The organism is Psychrobacter sp. CX90 (assembly GCF_057396305.2).
Map to the genome: position 1 here is coordinate 773,595 of NZ_CM182008.1, position 18,697 is coordinate 792,291.

8 protein-coding genes are annotated in these 18,697 nt (G+C 38.6%); 3 read left to right on the forward strand and 5 right to left on the reverse strand.

What is annotated here, in order from left to right:
- Positions 1-100 precede the first annotated feature (100 nt).
- The 3 genes from AC2SLN_RS03135 to AC2SLN_RS03145 all read right to left on the reverse strand — a co-directional run bounded on the left by AC2SLN_RS03135 (position 101) and on the right by AC2SLN_RS03145 (position 6,704).
- Positions 101-1,384, reverse strand: coding sequence for an aspartate kinase (locus tag AC2SLN_RS03135; protein ID WP_486548636.1), 1,284 nt, complete (start codon positions 1,382-1,384; stop codon positions 101-103).
- Between the two features lie 406 nt (positions 1,385-1,790).
- Positions 1,791-4,505: an alanine--tRNA ligase gene (alaS, locus tag AC2SLN_RS03140; protein ID WP_486548635.1), complete on the reverse strand. Its 2,715-nt coding sequence runs from the start codon at positions 4,503-4,505 to the stop codon at positions 1,791-1,793.
- A gap of 426 nt (positions 4,506-4,931) precedes the next feature.
- Positions 4,932-6,704 carry a DUF389 domain-containing protein gene (locus tag AC2SLN_RS03145; protein ID WP_486548634.1) on the reverse strand — a complete coding sequence of 591 codons (1,773 nt, stop codon included), beginning with the start codon at positions 6,702-6,704 and terminating at the stop codon, positions 4,932-4,934.
- A 312-nt stretch (positions 6,705-7,016) separates the two neighbouring features.
- Between AC2SLN_RS03145 and AC2SLN_RS03150 the strand changes: the two genes are divergently transcribed.
- On the forward strand, positions 7,017-7,208 hold the full coding sequence (locus tag AC2SLN_RS03150; RefSeq protein WP_486548633.1) for a hypothetical protein: 192 nt from the start codon (positions 7,017-7,019) through the stop codon (positions 7,206-7,208).
- Between the two features lie 289 nt (positions 7,209-7,497).
- On the opposite strand, the gene AC2SLN_RS03155 is transcribed toward AC2SLN_RS03150, so the two are convergent.
- Entirely contained in the window at positions 7,498-8,820 is a 1,323-nt protein-coding gene (locus AC2SLN_RS03155; protein WP_486548632.1) for an MFS transporter, read from the reverse strand.
- A 485-nt stretch (positions 8,821-9,305) separates the two neighbouring features.
- Here AC2SLN_RS03155 and AC2SLN_RS03160 point away from each other — a divergent pair, with 485 nt between their 5' ends.
- Both AC2SLN_RS03160 and AC2SLN_RS03165 read left to right on the forward strand, forming a co-directional pair.
- Complete coding sequence (locus AC2SLN_RS03160; protein WP_495057351.1) at positions 9,306-12,635, forward strand: BamA/TamA family outer membrane protein; 3,330 nt, start codon at positions 9,306-9,308, stop codon at positions 12,633-12,635.
- Between the two features lie 301 nt (positions 12,636-12,936).
- Positions 12,937-17,994 carry a translocation/assembly module TamB domain-containing protein gene (locus AC2SLN_RS03165; RefSeq protein ID WP_486548630.1) on the forward strand — a complete coding sequence of 1,686 codons (5,058 nt, stop codon included), beginning with the start codon at positions 12,937-12,939 and terminating at the stop codon, positions 17,992-17,994.
- A gap of 285 nt (positions 17,995-18,279) precedes the next feature.
- Here the strand turns inward: AC2SLN_RS03165 and hemP are convergent, their stop codons facing one another.
- Positions 18,280-18,444: a hemin uptake protein HemP gene (gene hemP / locus AC2SLN_RS03170; protein ID WP_486529938.1), complete on the reverse strand. Its 165-nt coding sequence runs from the start codon at positions 18,442-18,444 to the stop codon at positions 18,280-18,282.
- Positions 18,445-18,697 lie beyond the last annotated feature (253 nt).

Sequence of the window (18,697 nt, forward strand, 5' to 3'; positions counted from 1 at the left end):
TAATGCTTGGCTTTTTAATCTGCTTATAATAAATGATAAAAAGAGCTACTAAAGCTCTTTCATATATCTAAACATACAACAAAATGTTTTAGCCTGAAGTTTAAATTCCTGCAACTTTGCTTTCGCCATCTGTTCTATCTAGACCAAAGGCGGTGTGTAAAGACTTAACAGCCTTATCCAGATACTGCTCTTTAATTAATACAGAAATTTTGATTTCGCTGGTAGAAATCATCTGAATATTAATATTATTTTCAGCTAAAACTTGGAACATCTTACTAGCGACTCCTGCATGGGAGCGCATCCCCACACCAACTAAAGATACTTTAACCACATCACTATCACCATGAATTTCTTTAGCTTCAATATCTTCTTTTACGTCTTCTAGGATATTCAACGCTTTATCGAAATCTGGGCGGTTTACAGTAAATGTAAAGTCCGTTAAACCTTGAGTAGAAAGGTTCTGTAGGATCATATCTATTTCAATATTTGCATTACTAATTGGTGTTAAAATGGAAGAAGCAACGCCGGGGTGGTCAGGCACACCGCGCACTACAATCTTAGCTTCATCTCTATTAAATGCGATGCCTGAAATGACTGGCTGTTCCATGTCGTCTCCTTCGTCTACTGTAATCAGTGTGCCAACATTCTGGCGAAAATTTTCGTCAAAACTACCATCAAGACTCTCATCAAAGCTTGAGAGAACACGTAGAGGTACTTGGTATTTACCAGCAAATTCAACCGCTCGTATTTGCAATACCTTTGAACCTAGACTGGCCATTTCTAACATCTCTTCAAAGGTAATTTTATCAAGCTTACGTGCTTTAGAGGTTACCCTTGGATCTGTGGTATAAACCCCATCCACATCGGTGTAAATTTGACATTCATCGGCTCCAAGTGCGGCTGCCAAAGCCACCCCTGTGGTATCAGATCCCCCACGCCCAAGGGTAGTAATATTACCTTTATCATCCACACCCTGAAAACCTGCGACAACCACAATATTGTCAGCATCTAATTCGCTTTTAATATGGTTGCTGTCTATATGCTCAATCCGAGCTTTGTTGTGCATACTATCGGTCAGTATAGCGACTTGACCACCAGTAAATGAACGGGCACCTATTCCTAGCTCGTTAATTGCCATAGATAATAATGAGATTGAAACCTGTTCTCCAGTAGAAACCATTTGATCGTATTCACGAGGATTGGGGTGTTTACTGATCTGAAACGCTAAATCGATTAGTCGGTTTGTTTCCCCACTCATTGCTGAAACCACCACCACCACTTGATGACCATGGTCATGCCAGCGTTTTACCCGCTTTGCAACATTTTTGATACGGTCGATACTGCCCATAGACGTACCGCCATATTTTTGTACAATCAACGCCATGTTGAACCCTTTTTAAAATTTGGCTATTGCGAATTGCTTATTCCAAAGATTAAAACATTAAAAAAATTGGACGATTAAACAAAGTTGCAATGCAATTTATTAATTAAACTTGATTTATGGGCATAGTGCCATAAAACAGTCGTATTTTATAACATAACCTTGGCATACCATCAAAGGTAGAGTAGGGGTTTAATGATGGTAAATAGTTATTATATTTATAACTTATTGATATTAATACCTAAATTTGGCATTAGTGATTAAGCTTAAGAACTCATTACTTCTAATTTATTAAATAATCCATTTCTTTAATGACTTTATCATTAAGTGTTAACCATTATGACTTTAGCATAGGTTTAGTAGGTCTGGTCCTCATGATTTAAATGAGGACACTTTCTTAACCTAGTGACTACTCATAAGTCATAAGCTGTGACTCTAACCAGCGGGGTAGTTGGTCAAGTAATTTTGATAATTGCTGGCTATTTGGTGCGCCACCTTGAGCGTAATCTGGTTTACCACCACCCTTACCCCCAAGTTCAGTTGCTATGTGTCTAATAATATCGCCAGCTTTGATAGTAGAAATCAGACTTTTACCTACAGACGCAGCCAGCGCGAGTTGTTCGTCTTTTTCGCCAATCAATATGATGATATGATTTTGTAGCTTCGACTTCATATCATCCATCAAACCTCGCATTGATTTACCGTCAATTCCAGATATTTTAGCGATAAGTACGTTATGTCCCGCTATCTGTTGAACATTCTCTACCAAGGCGGCTGCTTGACTACTGGCGAGTTTTTGATTTAAACGTTCGATCTCTTTTTCCAGTTCACGCTGCTTATCTGCCATGGATTTAACTCTATCCGCTACTTCATGACGTTTTGTCTTGAGTTGGTTAGCTAGTGTGGTTAATTGGCTGTCGGCTTGTTGAACATACTTAAGTGCACCAATACCGGTTAGTGCTTCGATACGGCGAATACCTGCTGCTATTCCAGCTTCAGATGTGATTTTAAATAAGCCAATATCTCCTGTGCGTTTAACATGCAGCCCACCACATAGCTCGATAGAGAAAGGCAGGTCTTTTCCATCAATATATTCATGTGTACCCATTGTCAATACACGCACAGTTTTGCCATATTTTTCGCCAAATAAAGCAGCTGCTCCTTTTGCCATTGCATCATCAATATCCATGTATTCAATTTTTGCTTCAACATTTGCTAAAATCTGTTCGTTTACCAAACGTTCAATTGTTGCTAAGTCTTTTGCACTTACTGGCGAATCAAATGAAAAGTCAAACCTTAATACGTCGCTAGTAACGAGTGACCCTTTTTGATGTACATCATTACCTAAAACCTTTCGTAAAGCAGCATGGAGTAAGTGGGTCGCTGAGTGGTTGCGGGCACTTGCTGCGCGGAGGGCTGAGATGACCTGTGCTTCAGCAACTTGGTTAATCTCCAGACTACCCATATTTACCACACCATGATGAATAATGGCCTGCCCAGATTTTTTAGTGTCTTGAACACTAAATACGCCACTGTTTGTACGAATTTCGCCCACCTCACCAACTTGGCCACCGCCTTCTGCATAAAAAGGAGTGCGGTCTAAAACAATCACGCCTTCCTCCCCTTCGTTAAGTGAGGTTACGTCATTACCTTCTTTGTAAACACCAATAATTTTGATGTCTTTTTCAAACAATTGATCATAACCAATAAATTCAGTTGGTATGTCAGCTTTAATACAACTTGAATAGTCAACATCAAATTTTCCTGCATCACGAGCACGCTGACGCTGAATATTCATCTGCTCATCAAAGCCTGCCTCATCTATAGTGATACCTCGCTCTCTGGTAATATCGGCAGTCAAATCAACTGGAAAGCCATAAGTATCATATAATTTAAAAGCAGTTTCGCCTGACAAAACATCACCGGACTTTAGGTTTTGTAGTTCGCTATCTAATAAACGCAAACCATGAGCCAGCGTTTTGGCAAATTGCTCTTCTTCTTTTTCAATAGCGGCCTCAATATAGGATTGTTTTTCAGTCAGCTGTGGATAGGCATGACCCATATCCTCGACAAGAGGCGACACCATCTTGTAGAAAAACCCTTCTGTAGCACCCAACTTATTACCATGACGTACTGCACGACGGATGATACGGCGAAGCACGTACCCACGTCCTTCATTACTTGGTAAGACACCATCAGCAATCAAAAAGCTCACGGCACGAATATGATCAGCGATGACTTTTAATGATGCTTGACCCTTGTTTTCGACCTCAAGAATTTGTGCAGCAGCAGTGATTAAATTAGCAAACAAATCGATTTCATAGTTACTATGAACACCTTGCAAAATTGCACTGATGCGTTCAAGCCCCATGCCAGTATCTACACTGGGAGCTGGTAATGGCTGCATTGACCCATCTGGCTGACGATTGAACTGCATGAAAACCAAATTCCATACCTCTATATAGCGGTCGCCATCTTCTTCTGGCGTGCCAGGTAGACCTCCCTCAACGTGTTCCCCATGGTCATAAAATATTTCTGTACAAGGTCCACAAGGTCCAGTGTCGCCCATTGCCCAAAAGTTGTCAGAAGCATAGGGAGCACCCTTATTATCGCCAATACGGATAATACGATTAGCAGCTAAACCAACTTCGTTATGCCAAATATCAAAGGCTTCGTCATCTGTTGCGTAGACAGTCACATACAACTTATTCTCATCGAGTCCTAACCAGTCTTTTGAGGTCAGAAACTCCCAAGCATATTGAATTGCATTTTGTTTAAAATAGTCCCCAAAAGAGAAGTTACCCAGCATTTCAAAGAAAGTATGATGGCGGGCCGTGTAGCCAACATTATCTAAATCATTGTGCTTACCGCCTGCACGTACACATTTTTGCGAGGTAACGGCACGAGTGTAGTCACGTTTCTCAGAGCCTAAAAAACAATCCTTGAACTGGTTCATACCCGCATTGGTAAACAAGAGGGTTGGATCGTTAAATGGTACCAAGCTTGATGAGGGCACCTGTGTATGCTGCTTACTCACAAAAAAATCTATAAACGCTTGGCGAATATCAGCTGAGCTAAAAAACTTATTAGAATTAGGTTGTGTGTTATTGGCAGGCTGAGTCACTTGAACTCCTTTAAGGGCTGAAGGCGAAAATATTGTATGTTCAAAATAGGGTATATTTAAAACACTGTGCTTTCTAAATGGGGGCTATTGATAATTTTTAACAGCCCGCATAAGGCAATGAAAATTGGGCTAAAAAATTCGGGTATAAAATTAATAACGCTAAAGTTTATCACATTTAACGCTAAACATGAGTTACATAATAAAAGCTTTATTACTAATTTAAAGCTGATCTCTGCAAGTTTGATACATGGCTAGATAGCTTAATAGCCAAGCGGCTTACTGCACTGAGACTGCTTGTCTATACCATACTTTTTATTATATGCTTACCTGAAGATGGTGTTGCAATCTAGCTCTCTAAGATATACATAAACCCATATATATAAGATTAAAGACCCATATTAAGATAAGGCCTCATAAAACTGCTTTTTACTCTTGCGATAGAATTTTTGCATCTGTATTGCTAATATTATCTTCGGTAGAAGGGCTTGAATTGATCACAACGACAGGTAAATAACGAATCTGTATCAAGACAGGCTTGAAACCTGAATAGGATCGTTTAATAAGATCGTCTACTTTGCTTTCAATAATTTTTGCATCACCAACTGAGGGTTGGGTTTCTCCGCGAATCACAGCACGCACCGTTTGATGATCATCATGATTAACAAACTGTGCGGTTGTTAATATATTGCCAGTTTGTTCAAAGTAGGTATTAATGGTTTTTTTAACCTCATTTTCAAACTTTTGTTGTTTTGTAATCGTATTAAAGTTATAAGTTAAATATCCACCAATACCCACTAAAAGTATTAGGGGAACGGTATTGCGTCGAAAAAAAGCAATCAGTGTGCTGGTTTTATAATCATCTTTAACCAGCCTTCTAAACCCAGTAAACCAAAGCACCAGCGCATTGGTAAATTGAATAGCAATTATGTTTGTTATGGCTAAAAGTAGCGCACCGAGACCAAGTGATCCTTCGCCATGCGCCATTAATATGCCACTGGCAGCAAGTGGTGGTACTAGAGCAGTGGCTACCGCTACTCCAACCACTGCCACCGATAGGTGCGGCGATATCATAGCGTAAGCACCCGCCGTACCACCGGCTAAAGCAATCATCAGATCCATTGAAGTAGGCTGTGTTCTCGATAGAATTTCAGTGGTTAAAGGGGTATCTTGATGTAACAGTCCAACGATAAATCCTATGCTAACCACCATCAAGCCCCCTGCTAAAACTGTGAATAAAGATTTGCGTAAGAATGGGGTTCTATAATCAATTAAAGCCAGTGCTACTCCCGTAATTGGGCCAAGCATCATAGCTACCAACATTGCACCAATAACGACTGCTGAAGAGTTGATAACCAAACCGTAGCTGGCAATAATCGCAGAAAGGGCATTCATAATAAAATACATGCGGCTCGGCATCGCGTTTGCTTCAATACGAACACGTATACCTTTATAATCAATTTTAACTTGGTTCTGCTGAGTTGCTAAAAACTGTTTATAAGACTCTAGCTGGGCTTCTTTAACCTCCTGCTCTTTTTCTTCACCACTCAATCCCTCATCTAATTTAGCTTTCTTTGTTTTATCATTTGAATCAATCGAAGATATATCAGAATTATCAATGCTATATGTGCTACCAGCCGAGTCATTTGTCATTGTTTGATTCTCATGGGGCTTTAAAGATGAGCCATCTCTGCTAATTTGTTTAGATTTCGCATCTTGCAAGTGACCAGGGGGATTGTCATCTTTTTTCGATTTGTTTTGTGATAAATCATTCGCATGAGAAGGCGGCTCTAAGGCGGGCTGGTATGGATGCTGAGTTAATTTTTGAGCACTCATTTGTGTTGAGACATCGGCTTTAGTTTTAGGGTCGATTTCAGTCTTTTTATGAATGGCGGGCACAAAAATACAAGTCTCAAAATTAGGAAGGTTATTTAAATAGAATAATTGTTTAGCCAAAAAAGGAGGAGTGTCAGCAAAGATAACAGGAGTATTTGGTTGCTGATCCTCATAATCGCTAGCTTCTACAATAGCAATATCCTCTAATGGCAACTCAATGAGTTGAAGGTTAATAACAATAAAGGGATAGTGGAAGTTTATTCTCTTATTAGGAACCGTTTTATAATGGTAGAGGGATAGATCGGTAATTGCTGGATTTGTAAAAAATTGATAATAAGGAACAGGCAACAAGCTAATTTGAGACATAGTAAACCTAAGACAGATTTAATGGTTCGTGGAGTCAAACTTATAATATGGTTAGTATAGGAGTGGTTAAAACGTGTGCGGTAAAAACAGGGTTAACTCATCATCATGTTAATTAAAAAATAAGGTTTTTAAGCTATTAAGCGTTAAAATAACAGACTGTTTTCACAATTACTAACATTATAGCAATTTAATGACAGGGTTACTTGAACAAAAAGCGACTGCTGAATAGCGAGTATATTTTTAAAAACCCTTAAAAAACTTGTGGAATTAGTGTATAAATACAATATCAACAGTTAACTTAAGGTAAACAGTATGAACTTACAGCTATTTAGTATCATTTTGTCTATTTCATCTACCGTATTGATAGGGGTTTTGATGGTTATCGCACTGGTGGTAGGATTTGATGATATACCGGAGATTATAGGCGCAGTTATCGTGGGACTGATTATTTCTATTCCAATCGCTTATGTTATTACTAAAAAAGTAAATAGAATTAAAGAGTAGCTTCAAAAGGGTGGTTCACATTTAGCGGTAAACTCATATCTACTATTCATCTATAAATTATTAACAAGAATAAATCCTTACCAATCTGCCTAATTTTATGATTAATATTCTAAAAAGACGTAGATTGGTTTTTTTTGTCATTTTTTTCTGCATATTTTACGCGTATAGTTGATTTTATAAAGTTGAGTACATAAAAAACACGGTTCAAGCGCTTATTAAGCTTTTAAACTTATAGTATGTTTTTTAACCTATATTGCAATCGAGCTTATGCCAACATCTACCTAATATATTAATGGGCAAAGCCGTCATCTTTTATTGTCATTGTGTCTTTAAGTTTATTGAGTTTAAAGTAGAGAAAAATACCGAACAATAAATTTAGGAGGCCTGTGAATAAAAATAGTTGTGGCAAAGACAATTTAAATAGATTTAAAATTACAATAGCAAATATTGCAGACGTAACCATAAATATCGCATTAAAAATATTATTAGATCCAATAATTCTAGCACGATGGCTAATAGGCGAATAAGCTTGCATCGATGCATAGAGTGGAACAATGTATATACCGCCACTGAATCCTAAAAAGAATAAGTCAGTAAATACTCGCCAACTACCCGCTAATGCACTAACCTCGCTAAGGTTTAATAATCTATCAGTGGCTACGTTTAAATTTGATAGCGACAAATACAGGTCGAAAGCGAAAACACTTAAACCTAAAATTCCAAATGGTAATAGCTTAAAGCTGACTTCATTTTTAGTCAGCGTCTTACAAAGTAATGAGCCTGTCGCTACCCCGATTGAAAATAAAGTAAGTAGGAATATCACGACCGATTCATTGCCGTGTAAAATGACTTTGCTGAACTCAGGCGTTTGTGTTAAGAAGGTGGCGCCATAAAACCAAAACCAACTGTTACCTAGAATAATGTAGAAAAGTAATGGCAATGAATATAGATATTTTACAGTGTCTAGACTGGTGGTAAATATATTCCAGTTAATTTTAAGACTAGGCTGTACAGCAGGCGTTATAGGGACCAGCTTTGCGCTAAATAACCCCAAACCTGCGATCAAAATTATGAGGCCACTGACCCAATATAAATAATAATCCATTTGAGTCATTATGCCCGCAAAAATCATACCCAATAAAATTGAGAGGGATGTTCCTGTCTGAAATAAACCATTAGCCCCAACCAGCTCTTCTTTGTGCATAGCTTGAGGAAGATAAGCGTATTTAATTGGGCCAAAAAAAGTAGACTGTGCGCCTAACAAAAAAAGAGCAATAAATAACAGCCAATATAACTCCATGATCAGCCCAATAGCCGCAATTAACATAATCACGATTTCAAGCACTTTTATATAGAAGGTTAAACGCGACTTTTCGTATTTATCCGCCAGTTGTCCAGCAAGCGCAGAAAATAAAAAGAAAGGTAGAATAAATAGCATTGCTGCAAGATTATTGAGTAAGCTTATTGAGGCACCAAGCTTTGCAGCAGCTGAATAGGTTAGTACCAATAATAAGGCTTGTTTGAAAAAGTTATCATTGAACGCACCTAAAAATTGAGTAAAAAACATGGGTGTGAAGCGGCGGTGCTTAAATAGATTAAATTGAGATGCCATAATTTGGCTTCCTATCCTATAAATATATTACAATTGATGGGGGCTATTATAAACTGGTTTTAAAAAGCTAACGAAGAAGATAAATGAACCTTTAAAGACGTTAATAACTAAATTAGCCAGTAGACTAGGGTGATTTCCAAACCATTAATGGCTATCTAACTGATGATTTGTCAGGTTAGTACACTACATTATTGTAATGTCATCTTGTATAAGATGCCGACTTATAAAATTTGCTATAAGATTTAAATATTAACAGCCAAATCATTTGAGTCGAGGTATCATAACCTCTAATTATCAAACTTGTGTTAAATGTCTGTATTAATAGCTGTTAATTGCGTATTAAAATGCGTAAACGTCATCTGATATATTGCCGTTGTTCAATAGGCTATATTTAAATTGGTTTAAATAATAGGTCTAAATAAATGGGTAGACACACTGTGATTAAACAAAAAAATGAAATGATACGACAAATAGAATTAACGTCAATGTCAGTTAAAAATCATCGCCCTAATTCTTTTAAATATTCAAGACTGGCGTTAAGTTTGTCGGTTTGTTTGATGGCGCAACTATGTGCCCAGCAGAATGCGTATGGTCAAACAATACAAAGTAGCAGTGACAGCGATAGTAATGTACAAATCGGCAAAGGTACTCAACGTACAGAAGCTGATAGAAACAATGGTTTAGCTTCAGCTGTGACAAGTAGTACAGAACAAGAACAACTTGAAGAGGCATTGATTGCGTTAAAGCTAAAGCAAGCGGTTGAGAGAGGTCTTATTGATGAAAGCGTTTTAGAAGATTATAAGCGTGAAACCTTGAACACGCCAGTGCCGTCACGAGTACAAAATGCTGCTCAAGCTAAACCAAAGCAAGATTCTACTATCAAAAATACTCCCGCAATATCCAATAAAAACGTCAATGGAAATAATCCATTAGTATCAAAAAAATCAAATGTATTAGAGTCCTTTGATAACCGCCCACGTCCAGTACAAAGTAATAGCACTAACTTAGATGTCGCTGATAATATGAATCAAAAATTCGACAATACTTTAGCTGACAGCGATATCTCACATAGTGAAGCTGAAGGGTCTTTAGGCATTGATGAGCAAAGTATCAGCACCCCAGAAGAGCTTGAACAGACATTAGCTCAAATTGAAGTGTCTGATAACTTGGAGAGCACTTTGCCAGTCGCTACGCTCGACTCTACTGAATTACCAATTGGTCTGGATAGGGGGGCGGACGACTTAGGACTTATTCAACCCAATAATAGAAAAACCCTGGGTCTGGATGATATTGTGGCAGTAAATAGCGAAAATGAGAGTATAAATCATAAAGACGCGAGTATAAAACCAACCAATAAAAAGGGCAGTCAGGAATCGTCAGATACGAATATTTCAGCTGCCGCTGATAGCTCAGCTGGCATAGATCCAGATCAATATCTTCCTGAGTACGATGAAACATCAGCTAAAAATTTAGCGGATACTACAGTGACATCAGCTAATAAAGAGACGGCTGACGTAAACGAAACGGGCTTTTTTAAAGGTTTATATAATCGTTTATTTAACGATGGGTATGCAAGCTTACCTAAAATTAAAGCTAAAGTCTTTATCCCCGATAATCGTAAGCAAGATTCATCTGGCAATCCATTATTAGTTGAGGCAGATAAAGATTCGCAACCTGCTAGTAATATAAAAGCAGCAATGGAAAACATTACCATTGAATCTATCAGCGATTTTACCGCAGCTATGCCTAAGTTACGGGAAGTATCTACTAATGCTGCCCAAGCAGTTGGTTACTATGACATAAATATGAGATTTGAACGTGTTGATCAAAGCCACGTTAATGTGATTATTAACAAACTTGGTGAGCCTGTGCAGGTAAATAGTCGTATTGTAGACATTCGTGGTGATGGGTCAGATCTGCCTGAATATCAGTCAATTGCAGAGAATGCAGCCCCTTTAGAGGCTTCGACTTTTAACCACGGGCAGTACATTAAAACTAAATCAGATATAGAAACTGTTGCAGAAGACTTTGGTTTTTTTGATGCGCAATGGTTGAACAAATCAGTAGATATCATATTGCCTGATAACACCGCAGACGTTGACTTAATTTACAACACTGGAAAGCGTTATAAGTTTGATGAAGTCGTATTTTATACGATCGATAAAGAGGCAGGCAAGCTGACCACCGACCCCGATAAACTGCCAGTTAAACCCGAGCTTTTACATCAGTTGTATGACTTTGAAAAGGGCGATGATTTTTATCGCCCTTTGATTACTGATTTTGCCAATAATTTATCTGAAACCCGCTATTTTAATGCGGTAAACGTTGAAAGTGTTAGGCCTGTTACTTTAGACTCAAACAATTCCACACTAGGGTTTGAAAATCAAGATAATATTGATGATGGAGTAGGTATTGATAATGATACAGACAAAAGCGTTTTAGTTGATCAACAAGCTGACACAAACGCACTGCAAGATGACACTGAAATGCAGCCTATTGAGTATTCAATAGATGATCAAACCAGCGAGCGGTTACAGGCAATTAAAACTAAGGCTGAACGTTTGTCTCAGTTGCCTGATGATAGAGTTCTAGATACCGAAAAAGAAGATGCAAAAAGCCTGTTAGGAAAAGTAAGTAACGCTATTAGTAATGCTGTAGAGAAAATATTACCTGATAATGAAGACGACTTATCTGATGCTCAAATATTAGCAAATGGTGCTCAAAGTAGGCTTGATAATCGCAAAACGTCCGAAGATGTTGCTGAAAACAAAGCGGTACCCCTATATGTTTTCGTTACTGCAGACAAGCCTAAAGATGTTGATTTGGGTATTGGTTATGGCACCGATACAGGCGTGAGGGCAGTGGCAAGACTTGAGCATAATCTTATTAATCGTGATGGTTATCAAGCAGGGATAGAAGTGGGCGCATCTGAAATTAACAAGTCTATCAGTCTTCATGCTAAACGCCCATGGAAGCATCCGCTTGATGATACCTTATCAGCAAGACTATCCTTTGTACAAAAAGACGCTAATCAAGGTCAAGGTAATTTAGACCTACTGACCAATACCATAGAAGCTGGGCTTGCGCGTAAAATCCGTAGTGATTCAGGATGGAACAGAACTTATTCAGTACGCTATCGTCTAGATGAACTAGAAAGTGGTATTAAGGGTACTAAAAGAGCAGACTTACCGGTCCCATTTAATCGTGAGAGTGCTCAGTTTGATCAGCAAGCCCTATTATTGGGTTATGCGATTGACAAAACATCTACTGATGATTTGACTAACCCAACTAAAGGCTGGCATCAGTTTTATTCTATTGAAGCGGGTTCGGAAAATGTAGTAACGGATACGAATATGGCCATTGCTAGAGCGGGAATAAATGGCGTTTATAGCTTTGGCGATTATAATAGGCACCAACTTGTCGGAAGTATTGAGGGGGGCTATATTTGGGCTGACGATTTTAATAATGTACCTTATATGCTCAGATTTTTCGCTGGTGGAGACCGTAGTATTAGAGGGTATGACTACAATAGTTTATCCCCTCTTGAAAAAGGATATCTTACAGGTGGTCAAGTTCTCGCATTAGGTAGTACCGAGTATAATTATGAATTCAAGCCTGGTTTGCGTGGGGCAGTGTTTGCTGATGTTGGTAATGCTTATGATACTGACTTTTCAAACGATACTAAGCTGGGTGTCGGTGTCGGTGTACGCTGGGCCTCACCGGTTGGTATGGTTAGGTTGGATTTAGCTGCTGGTGTGTTAGAAGATAGTATTCCAGTGCGTCTTCACTTCTTTATTGGTTCGCCTCTACAATAGTTCGAGAACGCTAAATATTGAGCAGGTTCATCAAGAGTAGAAACGTGGAGCATAGGGTTACTGATGTTTGGCATAGCAACCAAACTAATATGACAAAGTGTCGTTATCCGATTTCATTGCCCCAAGTTTGAATATACATTACTATAGGGCAGTTTTTTGCTTTATCAGCGTGACAATCAGCTTAGCCAATACTCGATATATTTTAATGCAGATTGTCGTTTAGGTTATATAAATATTTGACTTACTGTTATTTGTTTTTATGATCACTTTAATATGATTATTTTAAAAAGTTGTTTTATCCATGACCCTATCGCAAACGCCCTCTCCTAAAAAACCTGAAGATCCTGCTCAGCGTGATGCAGAACGAGTAAAACGCCATTACCCGTTATCCTTTTTACTAAAGCTATTGGCATTTTTAGTTGCCATATTTTTGATTATATGCATTGTTTTTTACTTCATGGCAGGCACGCCACGCGGTACTAAGTTTATAGTTGAGAAAATCATCTCAGAGACAGGGGTAGATATTGAATATGAAAGAGGGAACCTGCGTGATGGTTTGGTTGTCAAAGATATTGCCTTAAGTGTCAATAAAGACATAGATATTCACTTTTTAAACACCTACGTAAAAATTGGTTGGCGTGCTATTTTTATGAAAGAGGTGCATCTCAGAGATGCTGAAATTGATAAAATAGAAATTGTCAATCGTAAGCCCTCTACAGGTGAGCCTTTTGAATACAACAAGTTAGAGTTGCCTGTTAATTTGCGATTTGATAGAGCACGTATCAACAGCATTACCTATAATCAAGTTGGTAATGAGCCTATCGTGGTAACAGATGTTTCTGCTGATGACTTAAATTGGGTAGGTACAAAATTAGAGGTTGGAGATGGACACTTCCAATATAGTGACGTGGTTAATATTGCTGACTTAACTGGTTTTATAGATTTACATGATAACTATCCGTTAGATCTTGATGCCACAGTCACGCTAGATAGTTTCGAAAATATTTATATTGATCCACTTAAAGTCCAAGCATCGGGTAGTCTCAAACGTACACATGGATTAGTCAGTAGCAAATACAACGATAGCAATGTCAATGGCGAGTTTGTGGTACAAGGCATGGATAAAAATGCTCCGTTTGATGCTAAGTTGACATGGGACGAAGCCACATTACCCTATGCTCAAAGCCAAAATATAACATTACAAAATGGCTTAGCAGTGGCTTCTGGCGTTATATCAGATATTGATTTACGCATTAAAAGTCGCATTCTTGCAGAAAATATACCGACTGGAGAATATCATGGCCGGGCGCATATAAATAATAGCAAGATGCATATTGAACATCTATTAGCAGATACCCCTGAAGGTCGAGTAAATGTCAAAGGTATATTAGATTGGGAGAAAGATTTTACCGCCAAGCTATTGGCTAATGGCCGTGACTTTGACATCAGAGCATTCGTACCAAAAGATGCTGTGCCCTATGCTCCAAAAATAATTAATGGTCAGTTAGCGTTTATATTGTATACCAAAAACAAAGATGGTTTGCTACAGATGAATGCTGATTTACAGCAACGAGATGGCGAACATATCAACGCTAAGATAGTGAGAGGCGAGCAGCCAAAGAATCCAAGGTTTGAAGCACCATGGTTCATTACGGGTAGTTGGCAGAATTACCGCCGTCTTAATGTCCCAAGTATTGGTAATATAAATAGTCCAGTAGGAAGAGGAAATGTTATCGTCCGAGATAGTCGTATATGGGTCGATGCAGATGCTAAAATCAATGAGCTTAATGCCGCCCCAGTTGGAGACTATAAGCTGAAATTGAGTAAGGTTAATAATCGAATCAATATTCGATCATTTGACTATGAAGGTGTCATTGGCAATTTAAATGGACAAGGCAATATCTTATTAGCCAGCAAAAATAAACCACTAAGTTGGGAAATAACGGCTCGTACTAAAGCGCTTCTACTTAATGATTATAATAAAGATGTGCCAGTTAAAAGGTTAGTTGGTAATATAGATGCTAAAGGTCAGTTCATTGATATCAGCAAAAAAGTCAATGGGAAAACTTTGAGTGGACAGCGTCATATGATTACTGTCAAGGGTGCTGATTTAAATGCCATTTTAACCTCGCAAGTTGCGCCTAGCTCATCCAGTAAAGCCGTAGATAAGCGTAACGACAACAGAAGTCGCCAAGCGACTGTGTCTGAAAATCGCTATGTAACAGTGGCTGGTATAGCAGATGCAGCAGTTGACATTATTGAAGGTAAGTTAGAAAATTTTGATGCAAGATATAAGGGGACTCTAGGCTCACAAGGAGTTCCAAAAGGTCAGTATGAGGTAGATGCTAAGGGCACTTTACAGAACATAACCATCAATAAATTCAATCACGAAGGTAAAGCGGGAAGACTGATAGCCTCAGGAAAAGTGAATCTTATTAATGGGGTAGCATGGGATGTTAAGGCGAATGCCAACGCTCTAAATATTGGCTTTTTTACTCCAAAAACTGAAGGTGTTATTTCTGGAAACTTAATCACATCGGGTCAATGGCGTGACAAAAAAACAGCCAAAAATCAACGTGACAATGGAGTGCTAGAAGCCTTTAATATTAAATTTGATGGTAGCGTAGATACACCAACTCTACCACAAGGTAAACTTATAATTGATGCTGGTGGTAATGCTAAAGCCATTAAAGTACGTCAGTTTAGTCATATTGGCGCTGCGGGTCAGTTGCTTGCTAAGGGAACAGTGGATGTTACTGATGGTATTGCATGGAATATAAATGCTGTCATGGATCAGTTTAATGTGGGCTATTTTGTTAAAGATATGCCTAGTAGTCTGACAGGTCGAGTTGTAAGTACTGGTCGCTGGAAAGATTCGGAACAACGGATTCAAATAAGCCAACTAGAAGTAAATGGTCAGTTAAAGGGCAAACCGCTTGTTGCCAGAGGAAATTTAAATACCATTTTGCACCTACCCAAAGATATGAACGCTTATCTTAAAACGTTAAGAGCCGCAGATGTTAAAGGGCAAGCCTCTCAAGTGAACGCGCTTATTGATACGCTTAAGGTGGATGATTTATTAGTTAAATGGTCGAATAATCAAATAGTGGCCAATGGTAATGCAGACCGTTTACAAGCTAAGGTTGATATTAGCAGTTTATATCAACTCTCAGACAACCTGACAGGGTCTTTGGTGGGTGGTATAACGCTTATTCAACCAGATGGCAGATCATTGCCAACACTATATGTTGATTTGATTGGTAAAAAGGTGACTCTGCCAAATTTTGTTCTAAGCAACGGCTCAATTAAAGGAAAAATTGCCGATCTTGCTAAGAGTAACAGCAAACTCGTTATTAATGCAGACGGTCTGGAGGCTTCAAGTACTAACTTTAATAACATTCAGGTGGTATTCAGTGGCACTGAGCAAAATCATTCATTGTCATTAAATGGCACAACCAGACGAGGTACATCTGAAGTAGGGATTAAGGCCATAGTTAAAGGTGGGTTTGAGAGAAGTGCTAGGCGCTGGAGCGGCGTACTTGGTAATGGTAATATTTCTACCAATCATGTATCTCTAAAACAAAACCAGCCAGCTCAGCTTATAGCCACTTTTACTGGAGACTCACCGCAAATTCAGTTGGCGGCACATTGTTGGCAAGCAACAGATCAAACTGGCAAATTATGCTTACGTGAAAAATTGATTGCGTCTGCCAATAAAGGTCAGATAAATCTAGCCATACAGCAGATAGATACCACGTTATTTACCCCATTTTTACCCAAGGATTTAAGTTGGCAAGCTAAGCTTAATGGTAAAGCCGTTATCGCATGGCAGCAGGGTAGCAACCCTTCAATTAATGCTACTTTATACTCCGATAATGGTAAGGTGGGCATGACTCAAGAAGATGTGACATCGGTAACGTTGCCTTACAAACGCGTCTCTTTAATTGTTAAGTCTTTTGAGGATGGGTTGAAGTTACGAACAGATATAAATAGTGGTACAGGTGCACGAGGATACGCGGATATCGTGGTTGATCCTTTTAAACAAGATAAACCAATATCAGGTGCATTGGTGTTAAACGAGTTTAATCTTGCGATCATCAAACCATTCTTTCCGGGTATGCGCACCTTAAAAGGCAATATTACGATGGCAGGTGGCTTGGGTGGAACGCTAACTAGCCCTGTATTCTTTGGCGACGCGAACCTTAAAAATGCCAGTGTTTCAATACTAGATTTACCAGTTAATCTAACTAATATTAATGCTAAGGCAAAAATACGCGGCCAGAGTGCAACCCTCGATGGCACTTTTATGAGTGGAGAGGGAACGGGTAGTCTGGGAGGTTCAATTAATTGGCAACAGGATTTGCAAGCTAAGTTACGCTTAAAAGGTGAGCGCTTAGTACTTACCCAGCCACCACTTTTGTTTGCGGAAGTCAGCCCAGATCTCAATATCATTGTTAAGCCTAAGCAGCAGTACGTTAATATTGTTGGTGCTGTGTCAGTGCCTACGGCGACAATAAGACCACCTGAAGCAAATGAGGATGTCATTACTAAATCTAGTGATGTGGTGGTATTAGATCGTCGTCTCATTGGTAATATCGATGAAGTTCTAGCGATATCTAAACCTTGGTCTATCAATGCTGACATTGGTATTGACCTAGGTAACGATGTTGAATTTCGCGGATTTGGCGCTGTATTACCCCTTGCCGGTGCCATTCATGTTACTCAAAAAGGTCAGGGTGTGATGAATGCACTTGGCGTTGTCCAAGTCAGTCGTCGAAGTGATATCGATGCGTTTGGTCAAAATCTTGAGCTAAACTACGGTCAAGTTCGATTTAATGGCGATGTCATGAATCCTCGTCTGAGTATTGAAGCAATTAAAAAAATTGAAGGTCAGACAGTAGGTGTTAGAGTTAAAGGTAACGCCTCAGATCCTAATATTGTCGTGTTTAATGATGCAGGATTAACACAGCAGCAAGCGATGAATGCGTTAATAACAGGTAGGATATCGAACCCAGGCGCTACGCAGACAAGTGAAGAGGGCTTTAAGTCTGAGGTAACCAATCATCTAGCTGCGGCAGGTTTAAGTTTAGGCTTGAGTGGCACACGTAGTTTAACGAATACATTAGGTAATGCCTTAGGTTTACAGCGACTGACAATTGATGCTTCAGGCTCTGATAAAGATGCAAATGTTAATGTGACGGGTTACATTACACCAGACTTGTATATACGTTATGGTGTCGGGGTGTTTAATGCCCAAAGTGTTTTAACGTTGCGTTACCAGTTAACTAATAGAATTTATGTAGAGGCGACCTCATCAGCAGAAAGTGCGATTGATTTTGTCTATAGCTTCCAGTTTTAATCCCTATGTACTTAATTGATACGCGCTTAGTTAATATGGATTTTATTAACAGGTTTAATGTATTGATAATTTATTGCCGTTAGCGCAAAATTTGTCATGATTAAACGCCCTACTAGGTAAGAGCTGTAATGGTTTTCTCAATCATTCGCTGCAAGGTATCGTTTTATTTGAAATCATTTCATATTGAAATTGAATAAGTGATGCATTAAAAAAGTACAACTCGTGGGAGCTGTACTTTTTTTTATATATCGTGATGCGTGTAAAAGAAAGTGGTTTAAGCACTATTTACTTTGTTAGGATAAGACGGTTGTTTCTAGTTAGTCTTAAACGATATTCCTCGCCCTCATGCTGAATTCTCACCTCTTTTGTTAAGGCAAACAAATGCTGAGACTGAAGCATAGGGAGCTGGTTGTCACGTAGACGTAGTGAGCGTGAAATAATAGTAGACATGGCTGAATCCTTTTAAAAGAAGTTGCTGTTTTAAGTGAGTGGAAACTCGATTAAACTATGTTTGAAATTGCAATGATAATTACTTTATCCAGTCATCTTTTAGATCTACTGTGGTTATATCTACTAAGAAAATTGACTGCATGATAAAAATTGAATAAGAAAAACGTTAATAAGATATATTCAATTCACAAGTTGAGTCTTTTTTCTATTTGATAATAATTATCATTTATATTTATTATTCACAATTACCTTG

Bases quoted from the DNA above. Each gene is read 5' to 3' on its own strand.
- AC2SLN_RS03145 (WP_486548634.1), bottom strand. From the start codon at position 6,704: ATGTCTCAAATTAGCTTGTTGCCTGTTCCTTATTATCAATTTTTTACA.
- AC2SLN_RS03155 (WP_486548632.1), bottom strand. From the start codon at position 8,820: ATGGCATCTCAATTTAATCTATTTAAGCACCGCCGCTTCACACCCATG.
- AC2SLN_RS03135 (WP_486548636.1), bottom strand. From the start codon at position 1,384: ATGGCGTTGATTGTACAAAAATATGGCGGTACGTCTATGGGCAGTATC.
- hemP (WP_486529938.1), bottom strand. From the start codon at position 18,444: ATGTCTACTATTATTTCACGCTCACTACGTCTACGTGACAACCAGCTC.
- AC2SLN_RS03165 (WP_486548630.1), top strand. From the start codon at position 12,937: ATGACCCTATCGCAAACGCCCTCTCCTAAAAAACCTGAAGATCCTGCT.
- AC2SLN_RS03160 (WP_495057351.1), top strand. From the start codon at position 9,306: ATGTCAGTTAAAAATCATCGCCCTAATTCTTTTAAATATTCAAGACTG.
- AC2SLN_RS03150 (WP_486548633.1), top strand. From the start codon at position 7,017: ATGAACTTACAGCTATTTAGTATCATTTTGTCTATTTCATCTACCGTA.